Source organism: Winslowiella arboricola (assembly GCF_025527015.1).
Lineage (GTDB): Bacteria > Pseudomonadota > Gammaproteobacteria > Enterobacterales > Enterobacteriaceae > Erwinia > Erwinia arboricola.
In genome coordinates, this window is record NZ_JAODIM010000038.1 from 87,888 (window position 1) to 113,524 (window position 25,637).

Below are 25,637 nucleotides of genomic sequence, written 5' to 3' on the forward strand. Positions count from 1 at the left end.
TATTAAGAAAAGCCGACAAGCGTACACTGCACGGACAGCGTGACTGCATATCAAAAGTGAGAAGAACCCCACCATGAATTTCCTGTTTCCCCTGTTTGCCGTGCTGATCTGGTCGATTAACGCGGTAGTAAGCAAATTATCAGCCACGGCGATCGATCCGGCCGCGATCTCCTTCTATCGCTGGGTGCTGGCGCTGCTGACTCTGACGCCGTTTGTATTGCCGGGGGTCTGGCGGAACCGTCACCAGATTAAACAGCACGGCTGGAAACTGTCAGTGCTCGGTCTGCTGGGCATGGTGCTGTATCAGAGCCTCGCCTACTATGCCGCGCACAGCGTCAGCGCCACTTTTATGGGGATTATTGGCGCGCTGATCCCGTTGCTTACCGTATTAATCAGTCTGCTGTTGCTGCGACTGGCGCCGACGGTGGGGATTTTGCTCGGCAGTATGCTGTCGTTTGGCGGGCTGGTCTGGCTGGTCAGCGAGGGAGATCCCCGGTCACTGCTCAGTCACGGTCTCGGCAGTGGTGAACTGATGATGTTTGCCGCCTCAACCTCTTATGCGCTGTACGGTGTGCTCACCAAACGCTGGGCGATCCCGCTGCCGCGCTGGCAGAGTCTGTATATGCAGATCGTGTTTGGCGTGCTGCTGCTGGCACCAGAGTTTCTCGCCGCCCGGGATATCTCCCTGACATTGCATAATATTCCGCTGGTGGTCTTTGCCGGTATTCCGGCCTCGATTATTGCGCCATTCCTGTGGATCGAAGGCGTGCATCGTATCGGCGCGAATACCACCTCGATGTTTATGAACCTGACGCCGATCTTTACCGCACTGATTGCCGTCCTGTTTCTGCATGAATCGCTGTCCAGCTATCACTATATCGGCGGCGGCATCACGCTGGCTGGCGTGTTACTGGCGCAGCGTCTGCGCACGCCACTGCGCCGTACCAAACCGGCCACGTCTCCGTCAGCAGAAGGCGGCAGTTAATTTTGCTGGCCTCTACCGATTCAGCCACGGGATTGTTATCATAGCGGATTACTATCCTGTTCCGGCGCGCCCCGGATGTTGACCTGTTTGAAGGATTACGCCATGCAACCTATCAGTGGCCCAGGTGCGCCGCTTCCCGGCGATCGTGCCGCATTAGCGACACAACCAGGTCAGCAACGTCCAGGCGGCGCAAGCGATCAACCGTTGTCGCCCGCTCAGCGCACCACGCTGGAGCGCCTGATCGTGCGTATCATGTCGATCAGCCCGCTGAAATCCGCAGAGATCTGGGCGGGATTGCGTCATGAGGTGGGGGTAAAAAGTGATGGTGAACTGCTGTCGCGCCACTTCCCGGCTGCTGAGCAGTTTCTGAATACCCGCCTTGCACAGGTGCAGAATACCCATTCAACCCGTCAGCTGTTTCAGCAGCTGACCGATTTGCTGCCACAGGGTAATAACCGTCAGGCCGTCAGTGACTTTATTCGTCAGCAGTTTGGTCATACGGTACTAAGCTCGCTGACGCAGGATCAGATGCGTCAGGTACTGACGATGTTGCAGAACGGTCAGCTGGCGATCCCGCAGTTGCAACGCAGCAGCACCACCGACCGCACGCTGCTACCCGCCGAGCACCACAGCCTTAATCAGCAGGTCGCCCGACTGGCGGCGGCCACCGGCGAACAGCCGGTTAAAATCTGGGCATCGATGCTGCAGTTAATCAGCCTGAAGAGCGGCGATCCGATTCCGTCACGCCACTTCCCGCTGCTGACACAATATTTGCAGGCCAGCCAGACCTTAAGCCTGCACAGCGCACCGACGCTGACCATGCTGGAGACCGCGCTGAAGCAGCCGCCAAGCCATACGGAGCATCAGATGCTGGAACAGTACAGCCAGCAGCGCTTCCAGGCAACGCCGCAAATGATCCTCACCGCCGCGCAGGTACAGGATGTACTGAATTATCTGTTTGCGCGTCGTGCCGATAAAGTGCTGGAACAGCCGCTGGCGGATAGCGAAATCAACCCGCGGCCAATTTATAATCCGCTGGCTGGCTCGATACCTTCGGTGCTGCTACCGCTGGCCAACCGCCCTGCGTTTACCGCTTTTGCGGTGGTGGTGCTGGTGATTGTGCTGCTGTGGATAGTTCTCTGATTTAACAGCCGCAGTCGTTCAGCGTGGTCGCTTGCGGCCAGCTGCCCGGTTCGTCACCCGTGGCCAGCGGATGATTATCACGCTGCCAGAAATCCAGCCCGCCGATCAGCTCCTTTACCTGCAATCCGGCCGTCGCCAGCTTCCACGCCCCTTTTGTTGAGCCATTACAGCCAATACCGTCGCAATAGGTGATATAGACTTTACTGCGATCCAGGCTGGCAAGGCTCTCTGCGCTCATCAGCCGATGGGGAAAACTGATCGCCCCGCAGATATGCGCGCGGCGATATGCCTCTGGCGAGCGGGCATCGATCACCACAATATCCTCAATACCACGCGCCAGATCCTCTGCCAGATCCCAGGCATCAGCATAATACGCCAGCTTTTGCCGTAACCATTCGGCGCTGTCAGCGGCTGGGGGTGGCGGAAAAGCCAGAGCGGATGATAATGACGACATAGTGATCTCCTCAGATGATTTTAGTCGATAATACGACAAATCGGTCTTACACTTGATACCCATTCCGCACTTCAGATAAGACCGATTATGCCAGTAATCACCACCCCGCTCATTACGCTATTTGCCTCACAACAGGCACAAACACGCCGCGAACGGTTAAGCGCAACGCTGCGGCAGGCGATTGCCGACGGCACCCTGCAAAGCGGGCAACGGCTGCCGTCCTCACGTCTGATGGCCGCCGACCTCGGTTTATCGCGCGTGACGGTGGAGGCAGCCTACAGCCAGCTGGAGAGCGAAGGCTATCTGCAACGCAAAATCGGCCAGGGCACCTTTGTCGCCATTACCATGACTCCGGCGGAAAAACGCCCACCCGCTGCCACGCTCAATGCTCCACTTTCCCTGCGTGGCCAGCAGATTGTCGCCACCGGCGGCTGTCAGGATCCCCTGTTCCCGCATGCTTTTGCCGCCGGTTCGCCGGAGTTACGCGCTTTTCCGCATGGCCTCTGGCGCCGAATCAGCGCCAGTCAGCAGCGCCAGCATGGTGAAGCGCTGATGCGTTATGGCGATGCGCAGGGTTACGCTCCGCTGCGCGCGGTAGTAGCGCGCTATCTGGCGCAGTCGCGCGGTGTGCATTGTGATGCGGAACAGGTGATGATTCTGACCAGTTCCCAGCAGGCATTACAGATGCTCTCTTTGCTGCTGCTGGATGCGGGCGATCAGGTCTGGCTGGAAGATCCCTGCTATGCCGGGGCGCGCAATGCTTTTATCGCCGCAGGCGCCCGGCTTACGCCACTGAGTGTTGACCGGGAAGGCGCTCAGCTGGCGACAGGCGCGCCAAAGCTGGTGTATCTCACGCCATCCCATCAGTATCCGACTGGCGTGACCATGAGCCTGCCGCGGCGTTTGCAGTGGCTGAACGTTGCCGCCACGCAACAGAGCTGGCTGATTGAGGATGATTATGACAGTGAGTTTTACTATGGCGATCAGCCGATGCCCGCCATGCAGGGACTGGATCGCACCGGGCGGGTAATCTATCTCGGCACCTTTTCCAAAGTGCTGTTTCCGTCATTGCGGCTAGCTTATCTGGTGGCGCCGCCGGGGTTAATTGAGCCGCTGCGCCGTCTGCGCAGTGTGACTGACGGCCACAGCGCCCAGCTGCCGCAGGCGATTACCGCTGACTTTATCGACCAGGGCCATTTTGCCGCGCATCTGCGCCTGATGCGCCAGCTGTATCACAGTCGTCGCGATCTGCTGCTGGCAGAACTGGAACAGAAACTGGGCGATCGTCTGCTACCGATGGCGAGCCATGGCGGTCTGCAACTGACGGTAACACTGGCGCAGGGAAATGAGGCGCAGCTTAGCGCGGAGGGGGCGTCACGGGGACTGTTACTGCCACGTTTATCACCGCTGTACAGCTCAGCGCTGACCGCGCAGCCTGGCTGGATTTTAGGTTTCTCCGCGCTGACGCGCACGGAGATTATTCAGGCTGTCGATAAGCTGGCGCGGCTCCCTTACTGACCACGAAAAAACAGCAACGTCAGTACCATACCGCTGGCCGCCGCTGCCGCGCCGGCGATAAACACCGCGCCATAACCCGCTGAGGTCGCCAGCACACCGGTTAACGGGCCACTGATACCGTAAGCGATATCCTGGAAAGCCGAGTAGCCGCCCAGCGCCGTGCCGCGCACCTGCGGCGCCACCCGTTTGATCACTTCAACGCCCAGCGCCGGGAACACCAGTGAACAGCCGCAGCCAGTCAGCGCCGCGCCGAGCAGCGCCAGCATCGCACCAGGCGCACTGCCAAGCAGCAGCAGACCACAGGCTTCAACCGCCAGCGAAATCATCGCCACGCGCACGCCGCCAAAGCGATCCGGCATCCAGCCAAACAGCACGCGGATCAGCACAAATGACAGGCCAAATGCCGTCAGCGCAAAACCGGCGTTACCCCAGTTTTGCGCAGCAAAATAGAGCGAGACAAAGGTGCCGATCACTGCAAAACCAACGCCCTGGAGCGCCAGGCCAAGCCCGGGCTGCCAGATCTGTCCCACCACCCGCCATAGCGACGGACGCTCCCCCTGATGGGTCGGCACCGCGCGCACGCAAAAGCTAAACAGCAATGCACAGAGCGGCAGCAGCATGGTGCTGACGCCCAGCGCGACAAAACCCCAGCGGCTGTTAAGCATCAATCCCAGCGGTGCGCCAATCGCCAGCGCGCCATAAATCGCCATACCGTTCCATGACATCACCTGGCCGGATCGTTTTGGTCCGACTAATCCCATCCCCCAGGTCAGATTACCGGTCAGCAGCTGACTTTCGCCAAAACCGAGGATCAGACGACCAGCCACCAGCAGACCAAATTTTGCCATCACATCCACCGGCAACAGCGCCGCCAGCAGATAAGCAAAACCGGCCAGCGCGCAGGAACCCATCCCCTGCAACGTGGTGCGTCTGGCGCCGCGCTGATCGGCCTGCCGCCCGGCATAGCCACGGGTCAGCAGCGTCGCCAGAAACTGAATCCCGACCGCCACACCGACCATCACATTGTTCAGACCGAGTTCATGATGGACATACAGCGGGATTACCGGCAGCGGCAAACCGACGGTCAGATAAGTTAAAAATGCCGAAAAAACGATACGGGCCAGCGACGGGGTATTGTTTACCGCAGTGGCAATGCTTTCTGAACTGGACATCGGTCACGACTCTCCCTGACTTGCGTAATATCAGGACTATATTATGGAATGGATGTTTTAAATATAAAAATAATGACTATTTTGTGCCAATATCTGAGGCTGCGGCGGTTAAAAGGTGGAATGTAATTAAATTACGTAGGCAGATAACGCTTTTATGCCCCCTCAGGCACTGCATAATGCGGAAAAAATGCGCGATATCTCGCAAAACTGGACAGCCGAATCACCCGGCGGTCAGCGTAAGCGGTAAAAAGAAGCTAATCGTCGCATGGACTTTACATGATTGTTAATCAAACACATCACAATAAACTTGAATTAACATTTTAATAACATAAATATGGCGGATTATTCCTTCATAAATATTGATATGCACAAATAATTAACACTATTATTTATTAAAATTAACATAAAAAGTCAGCGATCACATTTCACGTCAAATCCCACCATTTTCCGTTTAGCCGGTTGCTATCTTGACAGGCGGGATATCTGCCCTGCCCCGACAATAAGTTGGTCGTCACCAACACCTATAACAAGGCCCTACGACAAAGGTACTGCTATGAAATTTAACCTCGCATTACTCAATGCATGTGTGGTTTCGGCATGCATGCTGTTATCAACCCCTTCTTACTCAGCGGAAAAGCATGATATCGCCGTGGTAGCCAAAGTGACCGGCATTCCATGGTTCTCACGCATGGAAGTGGGCGTTAACGAGGCCGCGAAAAAGTTCGACGTTAACGCTTATCAGGTCGGCGGCTCGACCCCCGATCCAGCCCAGCAGGTCAAAGTGATCGAAGATTTGATTGCCAAAAAAGTCAACGCCATCATCGTGGTGCCCAATGACGCCAAAGTGCTGGAGCCAGTGCTGAAAAAAGCCCGCGCGCAGGGCATCGTGGTGCTGACCCACGAGTCACCGGATCAGCCGATTGCACAGTGGGATGTGGAAACCATTGATAGCGAAAAATACGCGCAAAAAAATATGGATGAGTTAGCGGCGGCGATGGGTAATAAAGGCGGCTATGCCATCTATGTCGGCTCGCTGACTGTGCCGCTGCACAATGCATGGGCCGATGCGGCGATCAAATATCAGAAAGAAAAATACCCGGAAATGCATGAAGTCACCTCACGTCTGCCAGTGGCGGAAAGTATCGATAAATCCTACGCCACCACGCTCGACCTGATGCGCACTTACCCGGACCTGAAAGGCATTATTGGCTTCGGCTCGCTGGGTCCGATTGGCGCCGGTCAGGCAGTGAAAAGTAAACGGGCGAAAAACAAAATCGCCGTCGTCGGTATCGCGATGCCAGCACAGGCCGCGCCTTATCTCACCAGTGGTGATATTAAGAAAGTACTGCTGTGGGATCTGAAGGACGCCGGTTTTGCGCTGGTGGCCCTCGCCGATCAGCTGCTCGACGGCAAGCAGGTTGATAAAGATTTCACCATCGAGGGCTTTGGCAAAGCGGATGTGGATACAGAGCATCACGTGATTCGCTTTAACCGCATTCTCGAAGTGACCAAAGACAATGCCAAGTCTTTAGGTTTTTAAAAAATCCGGGCCGATGCATTCGGCCCCCTGAGAGGAATGCGGCGATGGCAACGCAAGATGTCTTTATCACGCTGGAAAAAATCAGCAAAACCTTCCCCGGCGTAAAGGCGCTGGACAATATCTCGCTGACGCTAAGAAAAGGCGAGGTGCATTGCCTGGCGGGACAAAACGGCTGTGGCAAAAGCACGCTGATCAAGATTATCTCCGGCGTGTATCAGGCCGATAAAGGCGCGCAGATCACGGTGGACGGGAAGCTGTTTCACCACCTTTCGCCACAACTCTCGGCAGGGTACGGCGTGCAGGTGATTTATCAGGATCTGTCGCTGTTTCCCAATCTGAGTGTCGCTGAGAATATTGCCGCCTATCGTCTGCTGCCTGGCAACAGCTTCTGGGTCAAGCGTTCGGCGATGCGCAAACTGGCGCTGGAAACCATGGCGCGTATCGGTATCCGCCTCAACCCGCAGCGCAAAGTGGAGAAGCTGTCGATTGCTGACCGCCAACTGGTGGCTATCTGTCGGGCGCTGGCCGCCGATGCCAGCCTGGTGATTATGGATGAGCCAACCGCTTCGCTGACCCGTGTTGAGGTCAATGGTTTGCTGCGGGTGGTTAATGAACTGAAAGCCGCCGGGATCTGCGTGGTGTTTGTCAGTCATAAGCTGGATGAAGTGATGGAAGTGGCCGACCATATCAGTGTGATGCGCGACGGCAAGCTGGCAGGCACCTGGCCTGCCAGCGAACTGAATAGCGACGAGCTGGCGTTCCTGATGACCGGCCAGCGCTTTACCTTTAGCCATCTGCCGCAGCTGGCCGACAACAGTGAAACCCCGCGGCTGGAGCTGCGCCATCTGTCGCGCGCCGGGCAGTATCAGGATATCAATCTGCAACTGCGCAATGGCGAAATCACCTCGATCGTCGGTCTGCTGGGCGCCGGACGCACCGAACTCTGCCTGTCGCTGTTCGGCATGACCCAGCCCGACAGCGGCGAAATTCTGCTGGACGGTAAAACCGTCAAACTGCGCAGCAACCGCGACGCCATCGCCCATGGTATTGCTTACGTCTCAGAAGACCGGCAAAGCCAGGGGCTGATTATGCAGCAGTCGATTTTTGATAATACGCTGGTGGCGATTTTTAACCGCCTGCGCACGCCTCTTGGCCTGCTTAATCAGCAGAAAGCACGCGATACCGTCGCCACGCTGATCCGCGAGCTGAATATTAAAGTCTCCGACAGCCAGCTGCCGGTGCAAACCCTCTCTGGCGGCAACGCCCAGCGAATTGCGATTGCCAAGTGGGTGGCGACCGCGCCACGTCTGCTGATCCTCGACTCGCCCACCGTTGGCGTTGATATCGCCAATAAAGAAGGCATCTACCGCATCGCGCGCAGCCTGGCGGAGAGCGGTATGGCGGTGCTGATGATCTGTGACGAGATCCCGGAGGCGTATTTCAACAGCCATCGTGTGCTGGTGATGCGCAAAGGGCAGCTGGTCGCCAGCTTTGCGCCGCATAACAGTGAGCAACAACAGATTGCCGGGGTGGTAAATGAATAAGCGACTGCGCCATTTAATGACTTATCACGAATTCTGGCTCGGGCTGCTGATCCTGCTGCTGGCGGTGTTTCTCAGCCTGCGCACCGCAGAGTTTATGACGCTGGGTAATCTTACCGATGTCGCCACCAGCTACGCCATTCTCGGCATTCTCGCCTGCGGACTGTTTGTGGTGCTGATTGCCGGCGGTATTGATATCTCGTTTCCGGCGATGACCGCCATCGCCCAGTACGTGATGGCCAGTTATATGATCGCTCACGGCGGCAATTTCCTGCTGGCGTTTGCCCTGTCGATGGTCTGCGGTTTGCTGCTCGGGCTGTTTAACGGTTTTCTGGTCTATATGCTGCGGGTTCCGGCGATCATTATTACCATCGCCACCCTGAATCTGTTTTACGGTCTGCTGGTGTGGTTTACCCAGGGCACCTGGCTGTACGGCTTTCCCGAGTGGTTTATGAATGGCATCAACTGGCTGTCATTTACCGCTCCCGATGGCTACGAGTATGGCATCACCCTGCCGCTGCTCTGCCTGCTGGCAGTATTTATTCTTACCGGCGTACTGATGAACTACACCCGACCTGGACGCCAGATTTATGCCATGGGCGGCAACCGCGAATCGGCGTCACGCCTCGGCATTAACCTGATGGCGCTGCATTTTTATGTCTACGGCTATATGGGGTTGCTGGCCGGGATTGCGGCGGTGGTACAGGCGCAAATCACCCAGTCGGTAGCGCCTAACTCACTGGTCGGCTATGAACTGACGGTGCTGGCGGCAGTGGTACTGGGCGGTACCAGTATGACTGGCGGACGCGGCTCGCTGACCGGCACCCTGCTCGGCGTTCTGCTGCTGGCCTTTTTACAGAACGGCCTGACCCTGCTGGCGGTGTCATCCTACTGGCATATGGTCTTTAGCGGCCTGATCATTCTGGTTAGCGTCAGCGCCACGGCGTGGAACGAAAAACGCAAACTGGCGAGAGGATTGTAATATGACCACCTTAACGCGCATTTTACCCGCCGATCGTATTATCCGTTTGCAGCTGGTGATGATTGCAGTGGTGCTGGCGCTGTTCTCGTTAACCCTTGGCGCGCGCTTCTTCAGCCTCGGCAATTTCCAGTCGATCGCCACACAGTTACCGGTGCTCGGCATGCTGGCGCTGGGAATGGGGCTGACCATGCTGACCGGCGGTATTAATCTGTCGATTATTGCCAGCGCCAATGCCTGCTCGCTGCTAATGGCGGCGATTATCGTCGCCCATCCTGACCAGCCGCTGTTTCTGCTGCTGGCGCTGCTGGCCGGCTTACTGCTGGCGATGGCTATCGGCGCGCTTAACGGCTTGCTGATCGCGGTCATTGGCGTGTCGCCGATTCTGGCGACGCTCGGCACTATGACACTGATTGGCGGGCTGAATATTTTACTCTCCAATGGCACGGTAATTTCCGGCTTTCCACCGCTGATCCAGTTTCTCGGCAATGGCGATCTGTTCGGTATTCCGGTCGCCATGCTGCTGTTTCTGCTGGTCGCTTTACTGTTGTGGGTGCTGTTGGAAAAAACCACCCTCGGCCGCAGCATCTATCTGATGGGTTCCAATGAACAGGCCACCCGCTTCAGCGGCGTCAACACGCATCGGGTGCAGATTACCGTCTATATTCTCTCCGCGGTGCTGAGCTGGGTGGCGGCACTGTTAATGATGGCGATGTTTAACTCGGCAAAAGCGGGTTATGGCGAGTCCTGGCTGCTGATCACCATTCTGGCGTCGGTACTCGGCGGGATTAATCCCGACGGCGGTTTTGGCCGCATTATTAGCCTGGTGCTGGCGCTAATCGTGTTACAGATGCTGGAGAGCGGGCTCAATTTACTCGGCGTAAGCAGTTATCTGACCATGGCATTATGGGGTGCGGTGCTGATTCTGTTTATCGCACTTCAGAATCGCAGAAGCTAAATTTTCGAGGGATAACAGATGGCGAGTTATTACATTGGCATTGACGTTGGCACCGGAAGCGCACGCGCAGGCATCTTTGATATCACCGGCCGTATGATGGGCCAGGCCAGCCGTACAATTGAAATTTATCGTCCGCAGGCCGATTTTGTCGAACAGTCCTCCGACAATATCTGGCTGGCGGTATGCCAGGCGGTACGCGATGCCATCAACCAGAGCAATATCAATCCGGTGCAAATTAAGGGGCTGGGTTTTGATGCCACCTGCTCACTGGTGGTGCTGGATAAGCAGGGTAAGCCGCTGACCATCAGTCCCTCCGGACGCGATGAGCAGAATATTATTGTGTGGATGGATCACCGGGCGATTGTGCAGGCCGAACGCATCAACGCCAGCCAGCATCCGGTGCTGGATTATGTCGGCGGTATTATCTCGCCGGAGATGCAGACGCCCAAACTGCTGTGGCTGAAACAACATATGCCGAATACCTGGAAGAATATCGGCCATCTGTTTGACCTGCCGGACTTTCTTACCTGGCGCGCCACCCAGGATGAGACCCGCTCGCTCTGCTCGACGGTGTGTAAATGGACCTATATGGGCCATGAGAACCGCTGGGACGACAGCTATTTCCGCCAAATCGGACTGGAAGATCTGCTGGAACATGATGCGGAGAAAATTGGCCGCGAGGTGAAAACCATGGGCGAACCACTGGGGCGCGGCCTGACGCAACGCGCCGCCAGCGAACTCGGCCTGCTGCCAGGCACCGCGGTCAGCGTATCGATTATTGATGCCCATGCCGGCAGCCTTGGCACGCTCGGCGCCTCCGGGCCTTCCGGTGAACATGCGGACTTTGACCGCCGTATCGCGCTGATCGGCGGCACCTCTACCGGCCATATGGCGATCTCGCAAGGCCCGCGCTTTATTAAAGGCGTCTGGGGACCTTACTATTCGGCGGTGCTGCCGGATTTATGGCTCAATGAAGGCGGCCAGTCGGCGACCGGCGCGCTTATCGACCATATGATCCAGTCGCATCCCTGCTATGACACGCTGCTACAGCAGGCCAGTGCGCGCGGCAAAACTATCTATGAAGTGCTGAATGAGCGGCTGCGGAAGCTGGCTGGCGAACCGGAGAAAATCGCCTTTCTGTCGCGGGATATTCATATGCTGCCCTACTTTCACGGCAACCGCTCGCCGCGCGCCAACCCGACTTTAACCGGCACTCTGACCGGATTAAAACTGTCGCGCACGCCGGATGATATGGCGCTGCACTACCTCGCCACCATTCAGGCCATCGCCCTTGGCACCCGTCATATTATCGAAACCATGAATCAGAGCGGTTACAGCATTGATACCATTATGGCCAGCGGCGGCGGCACCAAAAATCCGATTTTTGTCCAGGAGCATGCCAACGCCACCGGCTGTGCGATGCTGCTGCCGGAAGAGAGTGAAGCGATGCTGCTCGGCGGCGCGATGATGGGCACCGTGGCGGCCGGTGTGTATGAGTCGCTGCCTGAAGCGATGAACGCCATGAGCCGGATTGGCAAAACCGTGACGCCGCAGACGAATGAAATTAAACGTTATTACGACCGGAAATACCGCATATTCCGTGAGATGTATCACGACCATATGAAATACCGGCAAATGATGCAGGAGGATCAATGAGTGCGGAACAGGCCTGGCAGCAGGCGCAGGCGGGCTGGCAAACCTATGCGCGCACGCTGGCGCAGCTGGATCAGCATATCGACCGCCAGCAATGGCTGGCGGTGCTGGCGCTGATTGCGCATTGTAGCGGCAAAGTGGCGGTGACTGGCGTTGGCACCTCGGGCATCGCCGCGCGTAAAATTGCGCATATGTTTTCCTGTATTGAGTGCCCTGCCGTTTACCTGAATGCTACCGATGCCGCCCATGGCGATATCGGTTTTCTCACCGCCGATGACTTGCTGATTATGCTGTCGCGCGGTGGCAATTCCGATGAGCTGACGCGTCTGCTGCCAGTGGTAAAAAGTAAGGGCACGCGGCTGGTGGTAGTGACTGAAAATCCCGCTTCTGCTCTGGCGCTTAACGCCGATCAGTTATTGCTGATGCCTGAAAGTCAGGAGATCGACCCGCTCAGTATGCTGGCGACCACTTCGATTATTACCGTGCTGGCGCTGTTTGACACCATGATGACGGCGTTAATGACACAAAATGGCTTTGATCAGGCGACGTTACTGGCGGTACATCCGGGGGGTAATGTGGGTAAACAGTTGCGAGAGGGGAAGGGAGATTTGTAGGGGAGCCATGGCGGCTCCCCCGTCTGCGCGGCGAGAATACCGCCCTACAGTTTACGCATAACCAGCGTGGCGTTGGTGCCGCCAAAACCGAAGCTGTTCGACATAACGGTCTTCAGCTGCTGCTCGGTCGGTTTGGTCACAATATTCAGACCTTCAGCCGCCGGATCCAGCTCATCAATGTTAATGCTTGGCGCAATAAAGCTGTTTTCCAGCATCAACAGTGAGTAGATCGCTTCCTGCACGCCTGCCGCACCCAGCGAGTGACCGGTCATAGCTTTGGTGGCGGACATCGCTGGCGTGGTATCACCAAACACCGCGCGAATCGCACCCAGTTCTTTCACATCACCCACCGGGGTGGAAGTGCCGTGGGTGTTCAGGTAATCGATTGGGGTATCAACACCTTCCATCGCCATACGCATGCAACGTGCTGCACCTTCACCGGATGGTGCAACCATATCCGCGCCATCAGAGGTCGCGCCGTAGCCAACCACTTCAGCATAGATATGCGCGCCACGCGCCAGTGCATGTTCCAGCTCTTCAACCACCACCATACCGCCGCCGCCAGCGATAACAAAGCCATCACGGCCTGCATCGTAGGTACGGGAGGCTTTTTCTGGTGATTCGTTGTTTTTCGTCGACAGTGCGCCCATCGCGTCGAACTCACAGGACATTTCCCAGCACAGCTCTTCGCCGCCGCCAGCAAACACGATATCCTGTTTGCCCAGCTGGATCTGCTCTACCGCGTTACCGATACAGTGGGCAGAAGTGGCGCAAGCGGAGCTGATCGAGTAGTTCACACCGTGGATTTTAAACGGCGTAGCCAGGCAGGCAGAGACGCCGGATGCCATCGCTTTCGTCACCATATACGGGCCAACGCCGCGCAGGCCTTTGGCACGCATACCATCAACGCTGGCTGCCTGATAGAACGGGGAGCCGCCGCCAGAACCGGCAACCAGACCCACACGCGGGTTGCTCTGGTACTGTTCTGCCGTCAGGCCGGAATCTTTAATCGCTTCCAGCATGGAGATATAAGCGTAGATTGATGCATCACTCATAAAGCGCAACACTTTACGGTCAATGAGGCTGGAGATTTCGTCTTTAGACAGCTTAACGTTACCCCAGACGTGACTACGCATGCCGGAATCTTTCAGCTCCTGTGAGAAAGTAATGCCCGAACGCCCCTCACGCAGAGAAGCCAGAACTTCCTCCTGGTTATTACCAATGCTGGAAACGATCCCTAAGCCAGTAATCACTGCACGTTTCATTCAAATACCTCTTCCACTTCAAATTAGGTTACGACGAGCACTCTAGCTTACACTTGTACGCCGAACAAGTCCGATCAGCTTTTAACTTTTGTAAATTTGCGTCATCCCGGCGACATCGCTAAAATCGCGCCACTGCCTGATTAATGAGCCCTTGCCGTGAAATTATCCCCGGTCGAACATGCCGAGTTGTCCTGGAATGATCAGGGTACACCTGTATCCCGAGCATTTGACGACATCTATTTTTCCAATCAGAACGGCCTTGAAGAGACGCGATATGTGTTTCTGGCGGGCAATAATTTACCGGCTCGCTTCTCCGATCATCCTCGTGAACTTTTTATTACCGCCGAGACCGGATTCGGCACCGGACTCAATTTTCTGGTGCTGTGGCAGGCCTTTGACCAGTTTCGCCGCGAGGATCCACAAGCCACGTTGCAACGCCTGCATTTTATCAGCGTCGAAAAATATCCGCTGACCCGCGCCGATCTGGCTGCCGCGCAGGCGCACTGGCCGGAACTGGCGCCCTGGGCGCAACAGCTGCAGGCACAATGGCCGATGGCGCTGCCGGGTTGTCATCGCCTGTTGCTTGATGGTGGGCGCGTCACGCTCGATCTGTGGTTTGGCGATATTAACCAGTTAATTGACCATTTTGATGACAGTCTGAATCGTCAGGTGGATGCCTGGTTCCTCGATGGTTTTGCCCCGTCGAAAAATCCGGAGATGTGGACGCCACAGCTGTTTGCCACCATGGCGCGGCTGGCGCGTCCGGGAGGCACGATGGCGACCTTTACCGTCGCCGGGTTTGTACGCCGTGGCCTGATTGACGCCGGTTTTGCCGCGGTGCGCCACAAAGGCTTTGGTGAGAAACGCCATATGCTGATCGGCACGCTGAACCAAGCGCCGGAGATTGCCGCTACTGCGCCCTGGTATGCACGCCCGGCGGCGGTCGGCGAGGATATTGCGATTATTGGCGGCGGCGTTGCCAGTGCGGTGCTGGCGCTGGCGCTGCTGCGCCGCAACAAGCGCGTCACGCTCTATTGTGCTGATGAAGCGCCGGCGCTCGGCGCGTCTGGCAACCGTCAGGGGGCGCTCTACCCACTGTTAAATCATCATGACGAGGCGCTGAAACAGTTTTTCCCGGCGGCATTTACCTTTGCCCGCCGTCTGTATGATGCTTTACCGCAGACCTTTGAACATCAGTGGTGCGGCGTCACCCAGCTTGGCTGGGACGAAAAAAGCCGCGAGAAAATTACCCAGATGGCGGCGATGGAATTACCCGCTGAGCTGGCGCAGATTGTTGATCAGCAACAGGCAGAAACGCTGGCCGGGATTACAACCGGCTGCGGCGGCATCACGTATCCTGACGGCGGCTGGCTCTCACCGGCGGAGCTCACCGCCACAGTATTGGATCTCGCCAATCAGCAGGGTTTACGTATTCACTGGTTGCACCGGCTGGAGCAGCTCGACCCGCTACAGCCGGGCTGGCAGCTGACCTTTGCCGATGGCAAAACGGCCACTCATCAGAATGTGGTGCTGGCCACCGGCCATGCGCTGGCCTCGTTGCCGCAAAGCGCCCAGCTGCCGGTGTATGCCGTGGCGGGCCAGGTCAGCCATATCCCCTCACAAGGCGAACTCAGCGCACTGCAACAGGTGCTGTGTTATGACGGCTATCTTACGCCGCGCAGTCCGCAGTTTGGCACCCACTGTATTGGCGCCAGTTACCGCCGTGGCGAAGTGACCACTGACTACCGTGACGCCGATCAGCAGGAAAACCGCGCGCGTCTAATCCGCTGTCTGCCGGATTGCCGCTGGCCGCAACAGGTGGATGTCAGCGCCGCCGAAGCCCGCTGCGGCGTACGCTGCGCCACCCGCGACCATCTGCCAATGGCCGGTGCGCTGGCGGATTATCAGCAGACATTAAGCGCCTATGCCGGGTTGCGCGATAGCCTGGCGGCTGGCGCGGAGATCGTCCCTGCGCCATTGTGGCCACAGCTGTTTGTACTGGGCGCACTCGGTTCGCGCGGATTGTGCAGCGCGCCGCTGGCGGCGGAAATTCTGGCGGCGCAGCTGTGCGCCGAGCCGATACCGCTGGATGCCGCCACGCTGGCCGCACTGAATCCGAATCGCTACTGGGTAAGAAAGTTACTGAAAGGAAAAGCGGTGGTATAACAGGGGCGGGGAAGCGACGTTGCAGGAAATGAAGTCGTGGGAGCGAAGTCACTTTCCCCCCACCCCGTCCCTCCCCCATTTTATGGGGGAGGGGGGCATTATGCTGACTGGCGGGCTTGCAGGTACAAATTATCCCACATGCCAATCACCAGCGCCTGATCGCGCGGTGACAGTTCACCGGCGTCGATGGCTTTATGCAGGCTTTTCTGCACCTGAATCTGTAAGGCTTCCGCCGTATGCTCCCCGGTCAGCTCCATTTCGGCAACCGCCAGCGTGAGGTGACCTTGCAGATAACCGCTGGCAAACAGCTCGTCGTCACTGGCATGTTCAACCATATCGTCAATCAGGGCCAGAATACGCGATTCAAATTCTGCGATCATGTCTCTTCCTCTTCTTCAAAATTCACTCCCCCGCTCAGCTCAGATCTTCCGGCCAGGGAAACTGGGCTGCCGTCAACGGGGGCATGGAGTAAAACGTACGAAGTGCTGCAATAAAGCGTGCCGGACGGGCTGGAATGCCCTGTTCCAGGTAAGTCATCACCTGAGCGTGTACCTGACGCTGAAATGCAATGCGATCAGGTTCACAATCTCCGCTGAGATTGTCACAACTTACATTGAAGGGAAACCCTGCCGCAACACAAAACAACCATTCCAGCGCCTGCGGTTTAATTTCCACCGCTTCAAACTGATGTTGTGTACTGGCGTCACGGCCATCCGGGCAATACCAGTAGCCAAAATCCACCAGTTTGCGGCGTTCCGCACCGGCAATGCACCAGTGTGAAATTTCATGCAGCGCACTGGCGTAGTAACCATGGGCAAACACCACCCGGTTCCACGGCGACTCTTCATCTGCAGGAAGATAGATCGGTTCGTCGTCGCCTTTAATCAGGCGGGTCTGAAAGTCCTGCATAAAGCAGTCGTCAAACAGGCTAACCAGTTGCTGATAATCGTGTGTTGTGGTCATTGAAGTTATCATCAGGAAATAATCGAGTGGAACCATGCGCCGATTTGCGCGCCATGACTGTCATACAATAGTTTGCTGCTCATTACCGCCGAGACAATCACTACCATCGGACGGATTAGCGTCTGGCCGCGACTTAATACCAGGCTGGCGCCAAGTCGCGCACCGCAGAAAGCGCCCAGCAGCATCACCAGGCCGGTTCCCCACACCACTTTGCCGCCAAAAATAAAGAACAGCAGGCCGCCTAAGTTTGAAGCGAAGTTCAGCACTTTGGCATGGGCGGTGGATTTGGCGAGGTTATAGCCACACAGAGTGACAAATGCCAGCGCATAGAACGAACCGGCGCCAGGACCGAAAAAGCCATCATAGAAACCGACGCAACCACCGGCTACCAGTGCAAACGGCAGGCCATACAGGCGACGCACGCGATCCTCTTCACCCAGGCGCGGCATCAGCAGGAAATAGAGGCCAATAGCAATAATCAGCAGCGGCAACACCTGACGCAGCAGGCCAGGCTCAATATGCTGAATCAGCGTGGCACCCAGCACTGAACCGCCAAAGGCCATGGCGATATTCAGTTTTTGCTCGCGCAGATCGACCGCTTTACGCCGCACAAAATAGAGGCTGGCGGAGAACGATCCCCCCACTCCCTGCAACTTATTGGTCGCCAGCGCCTGCGCCGGTGACATGCCGGCGGCCAGCAATGCCGGAACGGTAAGCAGTCCACCGCCACCGGCGATGGAATCGATAAATGCCGCCAGTACCGCCACAAAAAACAGCAGCCCGACTACAAGCGGGCTGACAACAAACCAATCCATCTCTGTTCCTAAAGTAGATGCTTATCCAGCAAAGACTGACATGAAGGGGGTAACGGCGGCGGCTCACGTTTCACTGGCGCACCACTGCCTGGTTTTTTCGGCTCGAACCAGCTTTGCAGCTCAGCGCCACAGCCATCGCCTGGCGGTGGCGCCGCCTGCTCTTCACACTCCAGGCTTTCCGGCGGACAGCGCAGACGCACATGCATATGGGCGCGATGGGCGAACCACGGACGCACTTTGCGTAACCAGTCACGATCGACGCCAGCATCGGCGCAAAGCTGCTTTTTAATCGCCGGATTGACGAAGATACGTGTAACCTCATTATCTTTCGCCGCCAGTTTGATCAGGCTGTCGATCTCCGGTTTCCAGTGACGCGCCACCACATTGCGGTCATCGGTGCTCACCAGATCGAGCGGCTGCGGCTTCAGCAGCATCTGTGACGTCCAGCGGGTTTTCGGCAATTGCAGCCAGATATCAACATCAAGACCGGACTGATGACTGGCATGACCGCTACTAAAGCGCCCACCCGCCGCCATGCCCATATCGCCAATCAGCACTTCACCCAGCCCCAGATGACTCACCTGGCTACTCAGGCGCTGAATAAACAGAATCAGATCGGGATGGCCGAAATAGCGACGCTGATCCTGACGCATCACCTGATAGTTAGCCGCATCCAGCGGCAGCGGCTGCGCGCCGACGATACAGCCATTGGAAAAACCGCCAATCGACTGCGGGCTGCCGCTGATCGGCTGGACAATATTTTGCCACGCCGTCGCGGCCAGCGCGGGCAGAGAAATCAGCAGCGCGCAGAGAGTGAAGAGCAGTTTTTTCATCGGCTTACCAACGCGGAACGTCGCTATTAACATCAGCACACTGGGCGCGCTGACGCATCAGATGGTCCATCAGCACAATCGCCATCATCGCTTCGGCAATCGGCACCGCACGAATCCCGACGCACGGGTCGTGGCGTCCTTTGGTGATCATCTCCACCTCTTCACCGAAGCGGTTAATGGTCTTGCCCGGCACGGTAATGCTCGAGGTCGGTTTCATCGCCAGATTAGCAATCACCGTCTGGCCACTGCTGATACCACCAAGAATGCCACCAGCGTGGTTGCTCTGGAAGCCACCAGCGCGGATCTCGTCACGATGCTGACTGCCGCGCTGATTCACTACCGCAAAGCCATCGCCGATCTCCACCCCTTTCACTGCGTTGATACTCATCAGCGCATGCGCCAGGTCTGCGTCCAGACGGTCAAACACCGGTTCGCCCCAGCCAGCCGGGACATTTTCCGCCATCACCGTCACTTTGGCACCGATGGAGTCACCCTCTTTCTTCAGCGCACGCATCAGTTCATCCAGCGCTTCCAGCTTATCTGCATCCGGGCAGAAGAACGGGTTTTGCTCAACCAGATCCCAGTCCTTCAGTTCACAGGCGACATCGCCAATCTGCGCCAGATAGCCGCGTACTTTAATACCGTGCTTCAGCTCAAGATACTTCTTGGCAATCGCCCCGGCCGCCACGCGCATCGAGGTTTCACGCGCCGACGAACGGCCACCGCCACGATAGTCGCGCAGGCCATATTTCTGCTCGTAGGTGTAGTCGGCATGACCCGGACGGAACACATCTTTGATCGCGCTATAATCCTGGGAGCGCTGGTCGGTATTTTCAATCAGCAGGCCAATCGGCGTACCGGTGGTGACACCTTCAAATACACCAGACAGGATCTTCACCTGATCCGGCTCGCGGCGCTGGGTGGTGTAGCGCGAGGTGCCGGGCCGGCGACGATCAAGATCATGTTGCAGATCGGCTTCCGTCAGTGGAATACCGGGCGGCACGCCATCGACGATACAGCCCAGTGCAATACCATGGGATTCACCAAAAGTCGTGACCCGAAACAGTTGTCCAACAGTATTACCCGCCATGCTCTAGTCCTTGTAAATTTTGAAGTGGTCAGCGGCATCGATAATCTGCTGTTTCGTCAGCATAAACACGCCGTCGCCGCCGTTATCAAATTCCAGCCAGTTAAAAGGCACATCCGGATACTGCTCGATCATATGCACCATGCTGTTGCCCACTTCGCAGATCAGAATACCATTGTCGCTAAGATAATCTGGCGCGCAGGCCAGAATGCGGCGCGCCAGTTTCAGGCCATCGCTGCCGGCGGCCAGACCCAGTTCCGGTTCATGGCGATACTCATTCGGCAGATCGCCCATATCATCCGCATCGACATACGGCGGATTGGTGACGATCACGTCATACTGAATCTTCGGCAGATCGCGGAACAGATCCGAACGCATCGGCGTGACATGGTCAATCATGCCGTGTGCTTCGATATTCTGCTCGGTTACCGCCAGCGCATCGAGCGAGATATCGACCGCATCGACTTCCGCATCCGGGAATGCGTAAGCACAGGCGATGGCAATACAGCCGCTGCCGGTACACATATCAAGAATATGTTCAGGCTGATGGTCGAGAAGCTGGGCAAAGTGATTCTCAATCAGCTCGCCAATCGGTGAACGCGGCACCAGCACGCGCTCATCCACATAGAATTCGTGACCGCAGAACCAGGCTTTATTGGTCAGGTAGGCGACAGGAATACGTTCGTTAACGCGGCGAATCACGCGCTCAACGATACGATGGCGCTCACTGGTGGTCAGGCGCGCATTGCGCATATCTTCCGGGATATCCAGTGGCAGCCAGAGCGTTGGCAACACCAGCTGAACGGCTTCGTCCCACGGGTTGTCGGTGCCGTGACCATACCAGATATCCGCAGCGCTAAAACGGCTTACCGCCCAACGCAGCATGTCCTGAATGGTATGCAGTTCGTTCACTGCCTCATCGACGAAAATTTTATCCAAGTTGCCCTCCGCAGGCGGTTGTAAAAACCCGGGCGCTAGTTTGCCACGAAGCCGCCAATAATTCAGCGCAGAGAGGCGAAAAAGCTGACTTTTGTTGCGGCTGCGCGTTAAGGTAGGGATCTGACGAGTCGCGGCCCGTAATCAGGCTCGCCGTAAATTAACATCACTGTGAAGACTAATGACCAGCAAAGACAAACTTAGCGCGGACGATAAGGCACTGTTTCGTCAGCTAATGAGTGGCACGCGTAAACTGACGCAGGACACCATTGTGCATGCGCCGCAACGCAAAAAAATCAGTGAAGTGCCGCAGAAACGGCTGCTTTCGGAGCAGGCGGACAACAGCCACTACTTTTCCGATGAATTTCAGCCGTTGCTGGCGACGGAAGGCCCGGTGCGCTATGTGCGCAGCGATGTCAGCCATTATGAAATGAAGAAGTTACGTCGTGGAGACTATACGCCGGAGATTTTTCTCGATCTGCATGGTTTAACGCAGAATCAGGCAAAACAGGAACTGGGCGCGCTGCTGGCCGCCTGCCGCCGCGAGCATATCTTTTGCGCCAGCGTGATGCATGGCCATGGCAAACATATTCTCAAGCAGCAAACACCGCTGTGGCTGGCGCAGCATCCGTATGTGATGGCCTTTCATCAGGCGCCAAAAGCGTTTGGCGGAGATGCCGCCGTGCTGGTATTGATTGAAGTGGAAGAGTGGCAGCCGCCGGAATTGCCTTAAATGCAGGGTTGTCACGGGCGGCGAGAACGCCGCCCCTGGAGCACGATAGATTAAATCACATCGCTTTAGCGAGTTTCTTCGGGCTGACCTGCCACTCCAGTTTACCTTCGCTGCTGGCCGCATCAAAATTGATACAGGCTATCGCCGAGGTGGCAAACATCGGCGGCGCTTCCTGCGGGCAGAGTTCGGAAACCAGGTATCCCACCAGCGGCAAGTGTGAAATCACCAGCACCGATTTAACCCCCTCGTTTGCCAGCGTCTGCAAATAGCAGGCAACTAAGCCCGGATCGCCGCCAGGAGTGAGCTCCGGCAACACATCCTGCTCTTCAGGCAGCGGGAGTGCTTCGCGCACCGTGGCAAGCGTCTGCCCGGCGCGGAGGTATGGACTGACAAGAACGCGCTCGATATCCAGTGCCTGGCTGTTAAGCCAGCTAGCCATCTGGCGAGACTCATCGCAGCCGCAATGAGTAAGAGGTCTGACTGAATCACTGGCTGCATCTAATGCCGCATCGCCGTGACGCATAATAAAAACTTGCATAATGCACCGCTGTTGTTAAAAAAATCGCCGCGAACAGAGGTTCGCTGACTCTTCATTCTGCGAATGAACGCTGTGTTGTACCGCAATGCCCTGAGCATAGTCAACCGATTGTGCATTTAATAAGCGCTTATCAGAACAGCGCCATGAATGACGCTGTAAGCGTGTCCTGCTAAGCCACTGAATCAATATGGGTATCGCTGACCCGCTCTGTTTTGTAAAACTTTTCGTCCTGTTCCGCCATCCGCCGCAGCGCATCACAGGGGGCAAAACGCTCGCCGTACTGATGCATTAAACTCACTAATGTATTTACTACCATGGTGGCGCCCAGGGCATCGATGTAATGGAATGGCCCGCCCAAAAACGGCGGAAAGCCGATCCCCATAACCGCACCAATATCGCCATCGCGTGGGCTGCGGATCACCTGTTCATCATGGCAGCGCACCGCCTCATTCAGCATCATCATCACGCAGCGCTGGGCAATCAGCGCCCCTTCCAGCCGCGCTTTGGGTTTCACCTTGATCAGCGGATAGATGCTGCTATCCACCCTTTTTTTGCCCGGCAGCGAGGCGCCCGTATAGCGATAGAAACCGCGTCCGTTTTTACGCCCTTTGCGGTTGTCCGCTGACACCGCACTGAACGCTGCCGGGGCGTTAAAACGCTCTCCGTAAGCCTGCTCAAGAATCGGTATGATTTTCAGACAGACATCAATGCCGATCTCATCCACCAGCTGAACCGGCCCAACCGGAAACCCAAACTCCACCAGCGCGTTATCAATCACCTCAATCGGTTCGCCTTCCAGCAGGCAGCGCACCGCTTCATTCAGATAAGGCGCCAGAATGCGATTAACATAAAAACCGGCGCGATCCGCCACCACAATCGCGGTTTTGCCCTGTTTTTTCGCCAGCGCCACGGTCGTGGCGATAGTCTGCGCGCTGGTGGCAGCGTGCGGGATCACTTCCGCCAACGGCATCTTGTCGACCGGACTGAAGTAGTGCAAACCGATCACATTTTCCGGTCGCTGCGCCTGTGCGGCGATATCCGCAATCGGCAATGATGAGGTATTGGAAGCGAAAATAGTGGCCGCTGAACAGTGCTGCTCCACCTCGGCCACCATTTTCTGTTTCAGCGCCAAATCTTCAAATACCGCCTCGATTATCACATCGCGCTGCTGAAAGCCGCGAAATTCGGTATCACCGCTGATCAAAGCCATCTGCCGCAGACGTTCGGCTGGTTTGATATGGCGTCTTTTCACTTTTTTGCCCAGCGTGTCCCAGCTGTACTTCAGCGCGTGGTTAATCCCTTCAGTATTAATATCTTTAATCCGCACCGGCAGACCCGCACGCGTGGCGGTAACACAGGCGATACCGCCGCCCATCAGACCACCGCCAAGCACGCCAACCGCACGCAATTTATGCGGTTCAGCCTCTGCGCCATGCTCTTTTTTGATCGCGGTAGTGGCAAAGAACAGACTGCGCAGCGCTCTTGATTCTGGCGTCATCACCAGTTCGCCAAAGGCTTTCGCTTCCGCCGCATAACCGCTGCTGCTGCCCTGCTCCAGCCCGTTGCGAACCACCGCTAAAATACGCTCGGTGGCCGGATAGTTACCTTTGGTCTTCGCCCGGGTCTGGCGCGTGGCGAGGGTAAACAGCAGCGCGCGCCCCAGCGGACCGTTAATCAGGCGTTCGCGCACCGGCAGACGCGCGCGTGGTTTCTGTCCCTTCAGTACCCGCGCCACCGCGGTTTCCAGCAGAATACTGTGCGGCACCGCATCATCCACCAGGCCAATTTTCAGTGCCTGGCGCGGGCGCAGCGTTTTGCCGGTCAGCATCAGATCCAGCGCGTTCGACACGCCGACCAGCCGCGGTAAACGCTGCGTTCCGCCCGATCCGGGCAGCAGCCCCAGTTGCACTTCCGGCAATCCCAGCCGCGTTTTATCATCCAGCGTACAGATACGCTGCCCGCAGGCCAGCGCCAGCTCCAGACCACCGCCAAGACAGGCGCCGTGAATCGCCGCCACCACCGGAAAAGGCAGCGCCGCGATATCGCTCATCACTTTCTGCCCCTGTTTCGCCAGCGTTTCCGCCTGTTGCGCACTGTTACAGGCGGCAATCATGCTGATATCGGCTCCGGCGATAAACGAGTCCGGTTTGCCGGAGATCATCACTATGCCGGCCAGATGCGGATTTTCCCGGGCGCGCTGAATAACCTGGCGAATTTGTCCGGCAAAGGCGGCTTTCAGCGTATTCATTTTCTCGTCCGGCACGTCGATGGTGATCACCGCGACATTATCCAGACGCATCTGTAAGTGAAATGCAGATGGCTGTTCCATTATTCGGCCTCCAGAACCATTGCCGCACCTAAGCCTCCGGCGGCACAGGCAGTCACCAGCCCGAGTCCACCGCCACGTCGTTTTAATTCATTCAGGGTTTGCGTAATCATGCGCGCGCCGGTGGCGGCAAACGGATGACCGTAGGCAATTGAGCCGCCCAGCACGTTAAATTTCTCTTCATTGACTTCCCCCAGCGCATGGGGGCGTTTCAGCACCTCGCGGGCAAAACGTTCGTCACTGAACATTTTCAGATTGGCCAGTGTCTGGGCGGCAAAAGCTTCGTGCATATCGATTAGCGTCAGGTCGTCGAGCGTAATACCCGCCCGATCCAGCGCCAGCGGTGAAGCATAAGAGGGACCGAGCAACATATCCTGCCAGACATCAATGGCGGTAAAGGCATAGCTGCGCAGATAGCCGAGCGGCACAATACCCAGTTCACGCGCGCGCGATTCGGTCATCAGGATCACCGCCGCCGCGCCATCGGTTAATGGCGTGCTGTTAGCGGCGGTGACGGTACCGTGTTTACGGTCAAAGGCGGGACGTAATTTCGCGTAATCTTCCAGCTTCGAATCGCGACGTACGTTGTTATCCTGCTGAAACGCGCCGCGCCACGGCGGGACAAACGCGGTCATCACTTCATCCGCCAGCTTGCCCTCATCCCAGGCTTTGGCAGCGCGCTGATGCGAGCGGTGCGCTAAGGCATCCTGCTGCTCGCGGCTGATACCATGAGATTTTGCCATCTGCTCGGCGGTATCGCCCATCCGCAGGCCGGTGGAGTACTCCGCGACTGCCGGTGGCACCGGCAGCAGATCGCCTGGCCGCAGCTGGCTGAACAGCTTTAGTTTTTGTGACAGGCTGCGCGCTTTACTGAGATCGACCAGCACGCGTCCCAGCTTTTTACTGACGCCAATCGGCAGCACGGAGGACGAGTCGGCGCCGCCCGCGATCCCCGCCTGAATCGTGCCCACCAGTAAGCTCTCGGCGACACTGGCTACCGCCTGGAAACTGGTGGCGCAGGCGCGGCTGACGCTCCAGGCATCGGTATGCACACTCAGGCTGCTTCCCAGCACAATCTCGCGTGCAATATTTGGCGCTTCCGGCATCTGCACGACCTGGCCAAATACCAGCTGTTCAATAATTTCCGGCGGAATATCGCTGCGCGCCAGCAGTTCGCCAATCACCATCTTTCCCAGTTCCACTGCCGGGATGCCATGCAGTGCGCTGGCCTGGCGGGCAAAAGGAGTGCGTAATCCGTGTGTTATCGCGATGCGTTCGCCCTGACGCGTCAGCAAAGGAAGCGCTTTGCTCATTATTGTCACCTGTTAGCCGAGATCGGAGGCATCATTGCCAAAAGAGGTCAGACCTGATCACCAGTGTTAACCACAATGTTACATTGCGCCAAGCATGGGGAGAGA

At 57.0% G+C, this 25,637-nt stretch carries 23 protein-coding genes; 11 read left to right on the top strand and 12 right to left on the bottom strand.

The window, feature by feature from the left end; translation table 11 throughout:
- Positions 1–73: 73 nt before the first annotated feature.
- Both N5923_RS06325 and flk read left to right on the top strand, forming a co-directional pair.
- On the top strand, positions 74–985 hold the full coding sequence (locus N5923_RS06325) for a DMT family transporter (RefSeq protein ID WP_267142177.1): 912 nt from the start codon (positions 74–76) through the stop codon (positions 983–985).
- A 102-nt stretch (positions 986–1,087) separates the two neighbouring features.
- Positions 1,088–2,128, top strand: a complete 1,041-nt coding sequence (gene flk / locus N5923_RS06330) for a flagella biosynthesis regulator Flk (protein WP_267142178.1) — start codon at positions 1,088–1,090, stop codon at positions 2,126–2,128.
- Position 2,129: 1 nt separating this feature from the next.
- On the opposite strand, the gene N5923_RS06335 is transcribed toward flk, so the two are convergent.
- Entirely contained in the window at positions 2,130–2,582 is a 453-nt protein-coding gene (locus N5923_RS06335) for a rhodanese-like domain-containing protein (protein WP_267142179.1), read from the bottom strand.
- Between the two features lie 96 nt (positions 2,583–2,678).
- On the opposite strand from N5923_RS06335, the gene pdxR reads away from it, so the two are divergent.
- Positions 2,679–4,100 (top strand): MocR-like pyridoxine biosynthesis transcription factor PdxR, encoded by a 1,422-nt coding sequence (gene pdxR / locus N5923_RS06340; protein ID WP_267142245.1) that lies wholly within the window; start codon positions 2,679–2,681, stop codon positions 4,098–4,100.
- Here pdxR and N5923_RS06345 read toward each other — a convergent pair.
- Entirely contained in the window at positions 4,094–5,272 is a 1,179-nt protein-coding gene (locus N5923_RS06345) for an MFS transporter (protein ID WP_267142180.1), read from the bottom strand. The genes pdxR and N5923_RS06345 overlap by 7 nt on opposite strands.
- A 553-nt stretch (positions 5,273–5,825) precedes the next feature.
- On the opposite strand from N5923_RS06345, the gene N5923_RS06350 reads away from it, so the two are divergent.
- Genes N5923_RS06350 through N5923_RS06375 form a run of 6 tightly spaced genes read left to right on the top strand, consistent with a single transcriptional unit; the run spans position 5,826 to position 12,557 of the window.
- The gene (locus N5923_RS06350; protein ID WP_267142181.1) at positions 5,826–6,812 is read left to right on the top strand and encodes an autoinducer 2 ABC transporter substrate-binding protein; all 987 of its coding nucleotides are present in this window, start codon (positions 5,826–5,828) and stop codon (positions 6,810–6,812) included.
- Positions 6,813–6,856: 44 nt separating this feature from the next.
- Positions 6,857–8,356, top strand: a complete 1,500-nt coding sequence (locus N5923_RS06355) for a sugar ABC transporter ATP-binding protein (protein WP_267142182.1) — start codon at positions 6,857–6,859, stop codon at positions 8,354–8,356.
- Positions 8,349–9,335: an ABC transporter permease gene (locus N5923_RS06360; RefSeq protein ID WP_267142183.1), complete on the top strand. Its 987-nt coding sequence runs from the start codon at positions 8,349–8,351 to the stop codon at positions 9,333–9,335. The genes N5923_RS06355 and N5923_RS06360 overlap by 8 nt, the downstream gene beginning before the upstream one ends.
- A gap of 1 nt (position 9,336) precedes the next feature.
- Positions 9,337–10,290 carry an ABC transporter permease gene (locus N5923_RS06365; RefSeq protein ID WP_267142184.1) on the top strand — a complete coding sequence of 318 codons (954 nt, stop codon included), beginning with the start codon at positions 9,337–9,339 and terminating at the stop codon, positions 10,288–10,290.
- A gap of 18 nt (positions 10,291–10,308) precedes the next feature.
- On the top strand, positions 10,309–11,946 hold the full coding sequence (locus tag N5923_RS06370) for an FGGY-family carbohydrate kinase (protein WP_267142185.1): 1,638 nt from the start codon (positions 10,309–10,311) through the stop codon (positions 11,944–11,946).
- A complete protein-coding gene (locus N5923_RS06375) occupies positions 11,943–12,557 on the top strand; it encodes a KpsF/GutQ family sugar-phosphate isomerase (RefSeq protein ID WP_267142186.1) in 615 nt (204 codons plus the stop codon). Before N5923_RS06370 ends, N5923_RS06375 begins: the two co-directional genes overlap by 4 nt.
- Positions 12,558–12,601: 44 nt before the next feature.
- Here the strand turns inward: N5923_RS06375 and fabB are convergent, their stop codons facing one another.
- A complete protein-coding gene (fabB, locus tag N5923_RS06380; protein ID WP_267142187.1) occupies positions 12,602–13,822 on the bottom strand; it encodes a beta-ketoacyl-ACP synthase I in 1,221 nt (406 codons plus the stop codon).
- 156 nt (positions 13,823–13,978) lie between these two features.
- Between fabB and mnmC the strand changes: the two genes are divergently transcribed.
- Positions 13,979–15,988 (top strand): bifunctional tRNA (5-methylaminomethyl-2-thiouridine)(34)-methyltransferase MnmD/FAD-dependent 5-carboxymethylaminomethyl-2-thiouridine(34) oxidoreductase MnmC, encoded by a 2,010-nt coding sequence (gene mnmC / locus N5923_RS06385; protein WP_267142188.1) that lies wholly within the window; start codon positions 13,979–13,981, stop codon positions 15,986–15,988.
- A gap of 98 nt (positions 15,989–16,086) precedes the next feature.
- On the opposite strand, the gene N5923_RS06390 is transcribed toward mnmC, so the two are convergent.
- The 6 genes from N5923_RS06390 to prmB are packed head-to-tail and all read right to left on the bottom strand — an operon-like array spanning position 16,087 to position 20,625.
- A complete protein-coding gene (locus N5923_RS06390; RefSeq protein ID WP_267142189.1) occupies positions 16,087–16,368 on the bottom strand; it encodes a YfcL family protein in 282 nt (93 codons plus the stop codon).
- Between the two features lie 34 nt (positions 16,369–16,402).
- Entirely contained in the window at positions 16,403–16,951 is a 549-nt protein-coding gene (locus N5923_RS06395; RefSeq protein ID WP_267142190.1) for an elongation factor P hydroxylase, read from the bottom strand.
- An 11-nt stretch (positions 16,952–16,962) separates the two neighbouring features.
- The gene (locus N5923_RS06400) at positions 16,963–17,766 is read right to left on the bottom strand and encodes a sulfite exporter TauE/SafE family protein (RefSeq protein WP_267142191.1); all 804 of its coding nucleotides are present in this window, start codon (positions 17,764–17,766) and stop codon (positions 16,963–16,965) included.
- Positions 17,767–17,774: 8 nt separating this feature from the next.
- Positions 17,775–18,599 carry a penicillin-insensitive murein endopeptidase gene (mepA, locus tag N5923_RS06405; protein WP_267142192.1) on the bottom strand — a complete coding sequence of 275 codons (825 nt, stop codon included), beginning with the start codon at positions 18,597–18,599 and terminating at the stop codon, positions 17,775–17,777.
- Positions 18,600–18,603: 4 nt separating this feature from the next.
- Positions 18,604–19,689 carry a chorismate synthase gene (gene aroC / locus N5923_RS06410; protein WP_267142193.1) on the bottom strand — a complete coding sequence of 362 codons (1,086 nt, stop codon included), beginning with the start codon at positions 19,687–19,689 and terminating at the stop codon, positions 18,604–18,606.
- 3 nt (positions 19,690–19,692) lie between these two features.
- A complete protein-coding gene (gene prmB / locus N5923_RS06415) occupies positions 19,693–20,625 on the bottom strand; it encodes a 50S ribosomal protein L3 N(5)-glutamine methyltransferase (RefSeq protein WP_267142194.1) in 933 nt (310 codons plus the stop codon).
- A 178-nt stretch (positions 20,626–20,803) separates the two neighbouring features.
- Here prmB and smrB point away from each other — a divergent pair, with 178 nt between their 5' ends.
- On the top strand, positions 20,804–21,355 hold the full coding sequence (gene smrB, locus N5923_RS06420; protein WP_267142195.1) for an endonuclease SmrB: 552 nt from the start codon (positions 20,804–20,806) through the stop codon (positions 21,353–21,355).
- Positions 21,356–21,410: 55 nt separating this feature from the next.
- Here the strand turns inward: smrB and sixA are convergent, their stop codons facing one another.
- From sixA to fadI, 3 genes are all read right to left on the bottom strand, one after another.
- Positions 21,411–21,893: a phosphohistidine phosphatase SixA gene (sixA, locus tag N5923_RS06425; protein WP_267142196.1), complete on the bottom strand. Its 483-nt coding sequence runs from the start codon at positions 21,891–21,893 to the stop codon at positions 21,411–21,413.
- Positions 21,894–22,062: 169 nt separating this feature from the next.
- Complete coding sequence (gene fadJ / locus N5923_RS06430; protein ID WP_267142197.1) at positions 22,063–24,222, bottom strand: fatty acid oxidation complex subunit alpha FadJ; 2,160 nt, start codon at positions 24,220–24,222, stop codon at positions 22,063–22,065.
- Positions 24,222–25,532 (bottom strand): acetyl-CoA C-acyltransferase FadI, encoded by a 1,311-nt coding sequence (gene fadI, locus N5923_RS06435; protein ID WP_267142198.1) that lies wholly within the window; start codon positions 25,530–25,532, stop codon positions 24,222–24,224. The genes fadJ and fadI overlap by 1 nt, the downstream gene beginning before the upstream one ends.
- Positions 25,533–25,637: the final 105 nt, after the last annotated feature.

Coding starts and splice junctions, on each gene's coding strand:
- N5923_RS06325 (WP_267142177.1), top strand. CDS start 74: ATGAATTTCCTGTTTCCCCTGTTTGCCGTGCTGATCTGGTCGATTAAC.
- flk (WP_267142178.1), top strand. CDS start 1,088: ATGCAACCTATCAGTGGCCCAGGTGCGCCGCTTCCCGGCGATCGTGCC.
- N5923_RS06335 (WP_267142179.1), bottom strand. CDS start 2,582: ATGTCGTCATTATCATCCGCTCTGGCTTTTCCGCCACCCCCAGCCGCT.
- N5923_RS06345 (WP_267142180.1), bottom strand. CDS start 5,272: ATGTCCAGTTCAGAAAGCATTGCCACTGCGGTAAACAATACCCCGTCG.
- N5923_RS06350 (WP_267142181.1), top strand. CDS start 5,826: ATGAAATTTAACCTCGCATTACTCAATGCATGTGTGGTTTCGGCATGC.
- N5923_RS06355 (WP_267142182.1), top strand. CDS start 6,857: ATGGCAACGCAAGATGTCTTTATCACGCTGGAAAAAATCAGCAAAACC.
- N5923_RS06360 (WP_267142183.1), top strand. CDS start 8,349: ATGAATAAGCGACTGCGCCATTTAATGACTTATCACGAATTCTGGCTC.
- N5923_RS06365 (WP_267142184.1), top strand. CDS start 9,337: ATGACCACCTTAACGCGCATTTTACCCGCCGATCGTATTATCCGTTTG.
- N5923_RS06370 (WP_267142185.1), top strand. CDS start 10,309: ATGGCGAGTTATTACATTGGCATTGACGTTGGCACCGGAAGCGCACGC.
- N5923_RS06375 (WP_267142186.1), top strand. CDS start 11,943: ATGAGTGCGGAACAGGCCTGGCAGCAGGCGCAGGCGGGCTGGCAAACC.
- fabB (WP_267142187.1), bottom strand. CDS start 13,822: ATGAAACGTGCAGTGATTACTGGCTTAGGGATCGTTTCCAGCATTGGT.
- N5923_RS06390 (WP_267142189.1), bottom strand. CDS start 16,368: ATGATCGCAGAATTTGAATCGCGTATTCTGGCCCTGATTGACGATATG.
- N5923_RS06395 (WP_267142190.1), bottom strand. CDS start 16,951: ATGACCACAACACACGATTATCAGCAACTGGTTAGCCTGTTTGACGAC.
- N5923_RS06400 (WP_267142191.1), bottom strand. CDS start 17,766: ATGGATTGGTTTGTTGTCAGCCCGCTTGTAGTCGGGCTGCTGTTTTTT.
- mepA (WP_267142192.1), bottom strand. CDS start 18,599: ATGAAAAAACTGCTCTTCACTCTCTGCGCGCTGCTGATTTCTCTGCCC.
- aroC (WP_267142193.1), bottom strand. CDS start 19,689: ATGGCGGGTAATACTGTTGGACAACTGTTTCGGGTCACGACTTTTGGT.
- smrB (WP_267142195.1), top strand. CDS start 20,804: ATGACCAGCAAAGACAAACTTAGCGCGGACGATAAGGCACTGTTTCGT.
- sixA (WP_267142196.1), bottom strand. CDS start 21,893: ATGCAAGTTTTTATTATGCGTCACGGCGATGCGGCATTAGATGCAGCC.
- fadJ (WP_267142197.1), bottom strand. CDS start 24,222: ATGGAACAGCCATCTGCATTTCACTTACAGATGCGTCTGGATAATGTC.
- fadI (WP_267142198.1), bottom strand. CDS start 25,532: ATGAGCAAAGCGCTTCCTTTGCTGACGCGTCAGGGCGAACGCATCGCG.